The following is a 10,028-nucleotide window of genomic DNA, read 5'->3' as shown; positions in this document are numbered from 1 at the left end:
TGTGTGCAGTCTGCATTTGGGAACGAGCCCTACATATGGTTCGTTCCAATTTGTATACCACCTGCTAAGCCGTGTAGGTGGTGGTGACATTTCAATCCACAGACGCGGTTTAATCGGTTCGTGTTCCTCAACCTTCCAATACTCAGCCTGGAGACACATCCTGGCTTAACGACTTCGCCTCACGTCCCGTTTACCACGGGCTCCGTCACCCTGCCAATGTACAGCAGGTTACCGCCGCTTCGGCTCGCGCCTTCTCATGGCAGAAGACGGGCATTCCATTCATTACAGTATGATTAGAATGCATTCCAGACATGCTCAAGCTTCGTCAACGTCATCAGTGACGCCTTAGAAGGATGGGCGCACGATAGGTGTATCGCTGACCCACGCTTTGCCAGGTGCGCTAACAGCAAACTCCCGTTTCAAAATATTAGGAGCGAACGGTAAATGATGTGTAGAATCGGTCGTTACCTTGAATTTACACTTTTGCTTACAACGCAAATTCAGCTTCTTGCGAAGCGCTCGAACACGGTATGCTGTAATCTGCACACCCTGATTTACCAGCTCACTATGCAAGCGTTTCACGCTGCAGGTCTCTCGGGTGCGTTGGTGTGCTACCAGTATTTCTATTACTAGCCGTGCATTTTTTTGTTCACGCTCACAAGGTGGGCGAGTATTCCAGGCATGAAAACCACTCTCTGAAACATCGAGTACACGGCACCTAAGTGCAACCGGATATTGCTGTCGCAGCGTATCAATCATGCCGTATCTCACCGCGACTCCTTCGCGAAATAGGCCGTACACTTTTCTTATGAAATCTCGCTCCATCTTCACTTCTGCCAGCTCACGTTGGATCCTGGATAACGCTAGCTCAAGCTCAATCAGTGAGTTCTGCTTTTTACCTACAGTTGTGAGTTTGCCTTGCCGGTCAGCATAAACCCAGTTCTTTAACGTTCCCTTAGGTAAAGTGAGTCGTTTCGCTGCTTCAACCAGAGTTAATCCACTTCTTTAAAAAACCTGACTAATTGCTCGCGAAATTCCGGGCTATATCGTGTTCGGGGTAATTGTTCCATCTATATCCTCCATTTCATGTCTATATTTTATGAAATTTTGGACTCCATAAAACTCAGCATACCTCAAGAAGCGCTGTGAATAAGCATTTGCAAGCGTTGAATGTTGGATCAGTGTTGTTCCGAGGTAGAAAAATAGCAAGAGACCAGACTGCTTAAATTCATTCGTAGATCATGAAGTAAAAAGTCTTTGCGCTAATTTCGCATAAATCAGTGCTATAAATAGGATCAAACAATTAAGTGTGCATACTTGGCTATTACTCTTATAACGCTTATCTACCTACCCGATTACGGTGATAACAGTGAATGTGCTTGAGCAATTGATGAAAGATAGCGTTAATGAGAAAAGCTACTTAACTGATGTGTCAGATATATATGTGTGGGCCGCGTCTTTGCTTTATTGATAGCACCTGGACCCGATAATTCCATTTCCCAATCAGAAATAACACGAAGACGAACTGTAGATATTGTATAAATAGTACGACAAAAAAACCCAACAAAATCAGGTTTGATTTAGAAATGGGATAAGATGTACATTTAAAACTTGCATTAAGTTCAATACTTATTGGAGGAATTTATGCGCTGGAAAACTGGACGTCGTAGTCAGAATATTGAAGACAGGCGTGGATTACGTATCTCTCGAGCTGGACTTGGGGGCGGAAGTATAGGAATCGTCATTTTAGTCCTTCTAGCGATGTTTCTGGATATCGATCCACGTATCATTATGCAAGGAGCAGAAATTTTAGAGGGCGGCTTTCAATCATCTCAAACAGAAACTCAACCTGTTATTGCTGGTCAGGAGGAGGCAAGGGAATTTACATCCGTGATTCTTGCAGATACAGAGGATACTTGGAAAGTATTATTTCCTGAGCAGCTAAATAAAAGTTACAAAGAACCTACGCTTGTTTTATTCAGTGGGGTTGTACAATCCGCATGTGGTTTTGCACAAGCCGCAATGGGTCCATTTTACTGTCCCGCTGACCAGAAAGTTTATATAGATCTTGACTTTTTTGATGATTTAAAAAAGCTAGGTGCTTCTGGGGATTTTGCACGAGCATATGTTATCGCTCATGAAATTGGTCATCATATCCAAACCTTGTTAGGCATCTCTAATCATGTTATGACCTTGAGGAGGAGTATGAATGAAACCCAAAGAAACGCACTATCTGTTCGACTGGAATTGCAGGCAGATTGTTTTGCTGGTGTATGGGCAAATAATGCACAACGTGCGCGTAATATTCTGGAAAGTGGTGATGTTGAAGAAGGCTTAAATGCTGCCACAGCTATTGGCGATGATCGTTTACAGAAGCAATCACAGGGTTATATTATTCCTGAGTCTTTTACCCATGGAACTTCAGAACAGCGAGTTCGCTGGTTTAAAAAGGGGTTGGAATCGGGAAAAATTAGTGATTGTGATACATTCAAAACTAAAAAACTATAGATAGAAAGCTAATGCTAGCGCAAGACGATTGCTGGTGGCTAGAGTTACTGTGGGTAAAAGGAGATTCTTGCGATAATTTCTTGGCAGAGGACCCTTATCGGCCTGTATAACCAGAAGTGATCAGATAACATGGTCCTTGGCAATAAACCGTTATTGATGTCAGAGTTGGAAAGAGCGTGTTATGGTCCATGAGCGAGCTGTAGAGAGAGCCGTACATTGCAATTTAATTGAAATTAAAGAGTCTTTGGAAAACTCGAGGCGATTCTTATAAATATTTCATTTTAAATGTGAAGCATGTTGATATCAGAAGCAGCTGTCTTTTTTACCCACTCATCAAGCGCATTTTGCGCTGCAGTTTTATCTGGTTGATGCCAAATATTGCGTCATTCTTCTTTCATATAATAAGCCGTGGCCAGGGGTTGATTGAGCTTAAGTGCTTGCTCCAGACGTTGGCGCTCATTGCGTGTGTCATCCAGATTGTCAGGATTCTTGAGCAGCAGCCAACGAATACCTTTTAAAATGGGCTTACCCAGCCCATTCTCTGCTTCTCGCTGCAAATCGCGGCGCAGCTTGGTCAGTTTTTCATTAAACAGCTTGATGATATGAAAGTGATCCAATACCAGCGTGGCCTCTGGAATATGGCGCTGTACCGCACTGATGTAAGCTGGGCTCATATCGGTTGCAACTGCTTCAATGCTTGCACCCGATCGTTTTAAGCGCTTCCAGAATGGAATCAACGCATCCGCGCCTTTCCCATTGCCCACAAAAACACGGCACCACGTTGAAGGTCCAGAACAATGGTTAAATAGCCCAGTTTCTTGCCTTGATAGATTTCATCAATTGCAATACGTTTAACTTTTGCTAATTTCGGCAATCGATAACGCTTTTGCAGACTACGCTTTTGGATTTCCTTAACCAGATCCCAACTCACTCCAAGGTAACGGGCTACTGCCCGGATGGTCATATGTCGGGAGAGTTCCAATACCAATCTTTCAAACGCACGAGTATAACCTTTACGTTCATCGGCAAACCGTACCTTTACCTGGCGTACTGCCTGGCACTTGCAACATTCTACCCGCTGGACTGGAAGATCAATATACACAGCCTTTTGACCTATCGGTATTGTTCGAAAGCGACGAATCACTTTTCCTCGGCACAATACCTTGCGACTTCGGCAAATGGGGCATCTTAGACGCCACTGATCCTCTCTTATCGCAACCACTATGGCGTTGGCAATATAACGAGTATTTTGATAAAAATAACCTATTATGCCAAAAGCGTGGTAAAGCAAGCTCGTCGACATTTTAAAATAACCCCATCATTAAAAATGAGTGGTTATTTCAATCTATCTTGCTCTACTTTTCCATCATCTCTTTAATCTGTCACTGAGCCTATCTACGCAATTTCCGGAAGAACCGGATTTATAATCTCGCCATCTGAGATAGATTATTTAGCACATACATAAAAAGGGAAGTCTTTAAAGTATTAAATCAAGCTAGAATAATCAATACTTATTTGGTTTTGCACATAAAGTGAATTAAGGGGTACTACACTGTTCGGCAATAAAGCCGTTAATATCGATATAGCACTTCACTCCAGTTCATGGCAGCAGATATCCATTACTCCATAGCAAATAATATTTGATAAATATAAGGAACAATTGATTTGACTAAATATTTCGATGTTTTTAACGGCGACGCGGATGGTATCTGCGCGCTAATTCAACTTCGCCTAGTCGAGCCACTCGATGCGGAATTAATTACTGGCGTTAAGCGCAACATTACACTACTGCAACAAGTGAATGCTATAGCGGGAGACCGTATCACCGTTTTGGATATTTCGCTCGATCGTAACCGTACAGATCTTCAACGATTGCTTGCAACGGGGGCAAATGTTCATTATTTGGATCACCATTATGCCGGTGAAATTCCGGTACACAGCAACCTACAGGCTATGATCGACGAATCCCCTGATACCTGTACCAGTCTGTTGGTTGATCGTTTTCTAAATGAACGTTATTCCCTTTGGGCTATTGTCGCCGCTTTCGGCGATAACTTGGTTTCTATAGCACAAAAATACTGCTCCGAACTCGGTCTAAATGCAGTCGACATTCAATTATTACGTCAACTGGGTGAATTACTCAACTACAATGGTTATGGTTCTTATATCGAGGATCTTCATTTTCACCCAGCATCGCTTTTTCGCGCGCTACAGCACTTTGACGATCCACGTGAAGCTTATGGCAGTTCACCTGAAGTAGCTATTCTAGCGAGAGGTTATGCTGCAGACATGCATCACATCTCAGCATTGACACCTTTAGTTGTGACCAATACAGCCGCGGTTTATCAGCTTCCGGATGAAGCCTGGGCACGCCGTACAGTCGGTACTTTGGCAAACAATTTATCGCAAACATATCCCGAGCGTGCTCATTTGATTCTTTGTTCTGATGGGCAAGGTTCGTTATCCGTTAGTGTGCGTGCCGCAAAAACGCACCCATATGGCGCATCGGCATTCTGCCGCCACTACCCAGAAGGAGGTGGACGTGAAGCAGCAGCTGGAATCAATCGACACCCAGAAGTAATGGTAGGGGATCTCATTGCTGATTTTGTGCGAACATTTGGTAGCCCATAAAGGGAAGATCACTATTGTCCGGTTTGGTAGAATTCAGATTTCTTGTCGGCTTCACCTTGCCGTATTATTGATACTGTCGGCAGCTCAACTTCGCGTCAGTTTTATTTTGGAGATGGAATAAGTCATCCAGAAACGCACTATTACTGAAATTACTATCTGCCCGTGAAGCAACAAGACCTGTTTACCAAACGACTTATCCAAACTGTCGTCAAAAAGGTAAATGCATTATTGATAGCATGGCTGTTGCCCGGCCTTAGCCATAATTTGGCTACTTACCATGTGAATCACACTGCGATAAAAACCAATTGGCTATTCGTTTAAAACCAAACAACTTCTTCAGCACAACATCATGCCTCGGGCCACTTCCCAATTCGGCCCAGCATCCGCTTCATCAGCCCCATACCACCCCAAGCCGCTATCTCTTTATTGGTAAAGCGAAGCTCAAAACCCATAAAGATTTTCTGAAAGAAAAAACACGCATGAGTCAAATTATCTTAACCTAACTTATTATCCATATTTTTTATAACTTATTCTAATGGTCTTCACTAGGAAATCTTCCTAGTGCAAAACCTAGATTTAATGCTGAATACGATTCGAATTGACTCGCACTGATTAAGTATTTGCTGCGTGTACTTGCGACCCTGCGACTCAAGCTAGAATGATCAACCATAACGCTGCGCTCTTGCTTCATTTCCTCCAATTGCCGATAGCTGATGGGATATGATACATGTCTGAAATATAGTGAATTTCATGACCTTATTTGATAGCACATAAATGGACGCGGCATTGATTTTTGTTGCAAAAAAAATCACTGAGGCCTCATCACACCTTACCTCACAACTGGGTATCCATACCTTTATTCTGTCCAACCGCCTTTCCTAGGTTGATAATCTAATCGGCTTCGTAATCCAACATCATGCTAAGAGCCACTTTGCTAAATTTGGGTAAGTTTATTATCGATTTATTCGTAGCTTCATTCTCAAGAAATGAAACCTCCGATAATTCGAAGGCGGTTCAATAATACAACAGGGCCTTCTTAATCTCCGCCCCTGTATCCTCCTTAGCGCTTACGGTAGAAAATATGTTCACCATCAGTGATGTGATGGCGCATTTTACGTGACCACTTCGGTTTCACTTTTTTGCTGTGATACCACAGCACTCCATTCATTGTCTTACCACTATCGGTGTATTTATTCCCAAACCGATAATCAGAAACCATTGTCCCGGCCAGGAATAATGCCCGAGCCCAAGCATCACCGTCGTATACCTTATCGGTTTTACCATCGCGAGTCCATGAAAACTGGTGTGGTTGCCAGACTACGCCGCACAGGGTCCTTGGGTAGGCTGGACTATCAAGCCGTTCCAGCGCTACTCTCGCAACCTTGATCTGTGCCCTTAATGACTCGCTACGTGCCTCGAAGTAAATATTGCAGGCCAAGCAAACCGTTTCGTCCTGACGCGCCACGTTGCAGTCAAGCACGGCGCTTTGCCGGGGTGCCTTTACCTCAAGCGCTGATGCAGTACGATTCAGAATACATACCGCCGCTAAGGATGTAACCAAAATTTGTGAACGAAAACCCATTTTAGAAAAAATAAATACTTACTTGTACTATCTCTGGTCTAAGCTGGTTAAAATTTGGGTATCTTCTAGTCGCGTTTGTATGCTTCAGATACTGTTTTGAAGAATAATTTTAGGTTTGAAAAAAATAAATAAACAGTCTGCATTTGCATTAAATGATCAAACCGATTTTTATTTGAAGCCAGAGGGATTAACAGCCGAGACAAACGAAGTTGTTACAGGAGAGGCTAATAATAAATCTTGAAGAGGTATATAAAAATCTGAAAACAGATTTTTCCTAGTGTGCCCGGCATGGGTTAAAACTTGTTATCTGAGAGGAGATAACCGGAAGTAGTAACGACAACCGTAGTGAAACGCAAGGGGGAAACCGCGAGGTTAACCTGAAAGAAGCGCGTAGCAAAAGCACGACCGTAGAAACACGAACAAGCAGGGAGGACGAGTGCGGGCGATGAGTGTGCCAGGGAACACGAAATCCAACCGTTACCGAAAGACGTATGAGGTAGAGCTTGAAGGCACGGGCTGAAAGTTTTAGCACCTTACCCAGGGAGATCTCTCTAACGAGGTTCAGGGAGAAGTCAGCAGGAGCCGTATTAGCGAAGAAGCCTTGGAAACAAGGTGAAGCGGAAGGGCTGAAGAACCAAGAGACAGGCCATTTTAAACATCTCTGTGGATTGGCGCGGAGTATTCTGGCGTGGGTGAGCGTTGCAACTGCGGCAACCACTCGCCCAACGGCTACGTGAGGTTGGTGGATTCCAATCAGAAGCGTGACCGTGGGATGCAAGCTGAAACACAGGCGAAGGAGAAATAGAAGGTGCTGAATGAAAATTTGATGGAAAGCAGTTCCATCGGATTTTGTGACAGCTAAGTCACTAGGTTCAACCGCCGGATGCGGAATACGAAGTATCAGCGAAGCTAAAACTGCACGTCCGGTGGTGTGGGAGGGGTAACGGATATAATCCGTTACCCCGACCTGATTAGTTAATGCATTATCGTAGCATTCTCATAATCTACAAGTGTGGTATGAATCGATTTGATCGAGATTGATATTTCAGAATCAAAAGCGATTGCAATGTTTGTCACTTACCGATAAAGTAAAATAAACTGAGGAATACTTGATACTTGCTAATTAAACGTCAAGTGAAAAAAGAGCATAAGCTTGGCAGTCAACTCAGCGTACGCATCAGTGTGTTCGATAATAGAGCTATAGAATAATGATTAATTATGCATGAATAGCTTCTCGACCTTGTCTTAAACCAAGATTTAAACAAGGGAACTAACTTAAAATATAAATATTTTCAATATTTTAAACAGGAAATAATGCAATTAAATTAAAAATTTTCTTGACTTTACAAAATAATCCACATTGCCGTTTAAGAAAATCAGGCATCAATGAAAACCGTTTGATTAATTAACTCATAATAGTAACCTTTTAATCATACTAAATATTATTATGTGTTTAAAATTTAATCAAACCAAAAAAGATATTGCAAATAACTGCCTTAGCTTTAGAATTTGCAAATTAGCCACAGATTTATCCACAAAAATTGTGGATAATTATTAATTTTATTAATGAGATAAAATAACCATGTAACGTTATAATCGACTACGTAGCAATAGTGTTTCATCTATTCTGATTGTACTAGGGTTTTAGCTGCAATAAAATTAAAAATAGGTTATTTCGTTCAGACTATACTAGCCGCACTTCAAATTTCGGCACTCAAGCGCAATCGATAATCTGAAAATTATCAGTCAACAAGGAGCGTAGCGCTTCCTTATAGGAGTTGGAAGCAAGGAGTTGGAAGCAGCAAAAAAATCATCACAAGCTTGTTTGAACAAGGCAAAAGTTTGATAGTACTTGCCATACAGAATTTCTTTTTTGAAGAATCGCCAATAGTGCTCAATCAGATTCAGATCGGGTACATAAGGTGGCAGGAAGATCAATTCGATTTTTGAATCTGACAAGTATTCAGTAACGAGCTGAGAGCGATAATAGCGGGCATTATCGCAGATGATGTAAATATGGGCAGCAACGGGATGTTGTTGCTCGATTTGTTGCAATAATGCTACCGTGGATTGTGCATTGATCGTGTCATCATAGCGAATGATGGGGCATAGTCCAGCGCAACCGATAGCGCCATTGATGTTGATGCGTTGTCGACCTGTGTTGCTGGGAATTTCATGATCCTGACCACGCTTGATCCATCCATATCCAGCGATTGGGTTGTGCTGTGGATGCGTGGCATCCATGAAATAAATCGGATCATCCGGTGCCTTTTTTGCTTTCAAGGTTTGATAGTATTCAACAAACTCTCTTTGCTGCTCAGCATTGGCTTTGCCTGGAATCAGCCTGGTTTTTTTGTAAACATGGCCCAATCGATGTAATAACTGTGTCATGCCACTTTCGCCGTAAGCAACCTGCCACGTCTGCTCCACGTAATGCGCGATTTCTTTAGCGGTGAGATAGAGATTCTCACGCAGATGCTGATCCAGCAACCGCTGCTGTTCCTCTGTAAGCGCAGCATCACTGCCACCAGCGTCATTTCTTTGCAAGGTAGCCAACCTCCCTATCGCTGGAAGTGATTGCGTACCGTTTCACGGTAAATTAACAGGGCTTGTGCAATCTTGGTGACCGACCACCCTTTACCTAACAGATAAACAGCTTTAACTCGATCAGCATAACGCTTATCGGTAGTATGACGATGTTCAAACTCTAACTCAGAGAGTTCTTGATCGGTTAGCTGGTAGCGTGAAGACATACAATAATTCTATTCTATTCATGACATTGGCGCACTAACTTAAACCAAATTTTCATTCATGAGGAGTAGAATAGTAATAGTCTATGTTAACGTGAGTTCGGGATAAGAAAAGCAGTAAAGGGAATCTGAATTCCTTATGATGAAAGGATCTTCAAAAAGAATTTCATCATTAGAGGGATCAGATTGCGATGGATACTATAGAAGTGACTTTTTGTGCAATTGACGATTTTTGGAAAGGGTTTGAGCCACAGTGAGAGCAGTGCTTGTCGGAGTCATCGCTAAAACGGCGTTATCGACGAGGAGAGCTGTGTCTAAGCGAAGTCATGACCATCATGGTGGAGTTTCATCTATCCGGCTACCGGACGTTTAAGCACTATTACTTGAATGACGTGTTGAGGTATCAGCGGGGTTATTTTCCAGGGTTGTTGAGCTACTACCGCTTGGTGGAATTGTTGCAAGATAGCTTGATTCCCTTATGTGGTTTTCTGGCCAGCCGTTTTGGACGCTGCAGTGGCATCAGAGCTTCATTGATTCGACCAGGATCAGTGTGTGCC

General features: G+C 42.8%; 9 protein-coding genes and 1 pseudogene. 4 read left to right on the top strand and 6 right to left on the bottom strand.

Going from position 1 to position 10,028, the window contains the following annotated elements:
- Nucleotides 1-345: 345 nt before the first annotated feature.
- Nucleotides 346-825, bottom strand: a complete 480-nt coding sequence (locus tag BM283_RS15910) for an IS3 family transposase (protein ID WP_090694860.1) — start codon at nt 823-825, stop codon at nt 346-348.
- An 819-nt stretch (nt 826-1,644) separates the two neighbouring features.
- Here BM283_RS15910 and BM283_RS15905 point away from each other — a divergent pair.
- Nucleotides 1,645-2,508, top strand: coding sequence for a KPN_02809 family neutral zinc metallopeptidase (locus BM283_RS15905; protein WP_090694858.1), 864 nt, complete (start codon nt 1,645-1,647; stop codon nt 2,506-2,508).
- A gap of 383 nt (nt 2,509-2,891) precedes the next feature.
- Here the strand turns inward: BM283_RS15905 and BM283_RS15900 are convergent, their stop codons facing one another.
- Together BM283_RS15900 and BM283_RS15895 are read right to left on the bottom strand one after the other, a co-directional pair.
- Nucleotides 2,892-3,272, bottom strand: a complete 381-nt coding sequence (locus tag BM283_RS15900) for a transposase (protein ID WP_090694856.1) — start codon at nt 3,270-3,272, stop codon at nt 2,892-2,894.
- Nucleotides 3,242-3,811, bottom strand: a complete 570-nt coding sequence (locus tag BM283_RS15895) for a helix-turn-helix domain-containing protein (RefSeq protein WP_090694854.1) — start codon at nt 3,809-3,811, stop codon at nt 3,242-3,244. Before BM283_RS15895 ends, BM283_RS15900 begins: the two co-directional genes overlap by 31 nt.
- A 362-nt stretch (nt 3,812-4,173) precedes the next feature.
- On the opposite strand from BM283_RS15895, the gene BM283_RS15890 reads away from it, so the two are divergent.
- Nucleotides 4,174-5,139, top strand: a complete 966-nt coding sequence (locus BM283_RS15890) for a hypothetical protein (protein WP_090694853.1) — start codon at nt 4,174-4,176, stop codon at nt 5,137-5,139.
- A gap of 1,060 nt (nt 5,140-6,199) precedes the next feature.
- On the opposite strand, the gene BM283_RS15885 is transcribed toward BM283_RS15890, so the two are convergent.
- Nucleotides 6,200-6,700 (bottom strand): cell wall hydrolase, encoded by a 501-nt coding sequence (locus tag BM283_RS15885; protein WP_175492190.1) that lies wholly within the window; start codon nt 6,698-6,700, stop codon nt 6,200-6,202.
- 524 nt (nt 6,701-7,224) lie between these two features.
- On the opposite strand from BM283_RS15885, the gene BM283_RS15880 reads away from it, so the two are divergent.
- Nucleotides 7,225-7,458 carry a hypothetical protein gene (locus BM283_RS15880; protein WP_090694849.1) on the top strand — a complete coding sequence of 78 codons (234 nt, stop codon included), beginning with the start codon at nt 7,225-7,227 and terminating at the stop codon, nt 7,456-7,458.
- 1,009 nt (nt 7,459-8,467) lie between these two features.
- On the opposite strand, the gene BM283_RS15875 is transcribed toward BM283_RS15880, so the two are convergent.
- Together BM283_RS15875 and BM283_RS19635 are read right to left on the bottom strand one after the other, a co-directional pair.
- Nucleotides 8,468-9,268: an IS630 family transposase gene (locus BM283_RS15875; RefSeq protein ID WP_217646562.1), complete on the bottom strand. Its 801-nt coding sequence runs from the start codon at nt 9,266-9,268 to the stop codon at nt 8,468-8,470.
- A 14-nt stretch (nt 9,269-9,282) separates the two neighbouring features.
- Nucleotides 9,283-9,474, bottom strand: a complete 192-nt coding sequence (locus tag BM283_RS19635; protein ID WP_217646561.1) for a terminase gpP N-terminus-related DNA-binding protein — start codon at nt 9,472-9,474, stop codon at nt 9,283-9,285.
- Between the two features lie 263 nt (nt 9,475-9,737).
- Between BM283_RS19635 and BM283_RS15870 the strand changes: the two are divergent.
- Nucleotides 9,738-10,028 (top strand): annotated as a pseudogene (locus BM283_RS15870) (IS982 family transposase); the annotation flags it as partial.

Source organism: Nitrosomonas sp. Nm34 (assembly GCF_900113925.1).
Lineage (GTDB): Bacteria > Pseudomonadota > Gammaproteobacteria > Burkholderiales > Nitrosomonadaceae > Nitrosomonas.
This window is presented reverse-complemented; position numbering and strand designations above follow the sequence as displayed.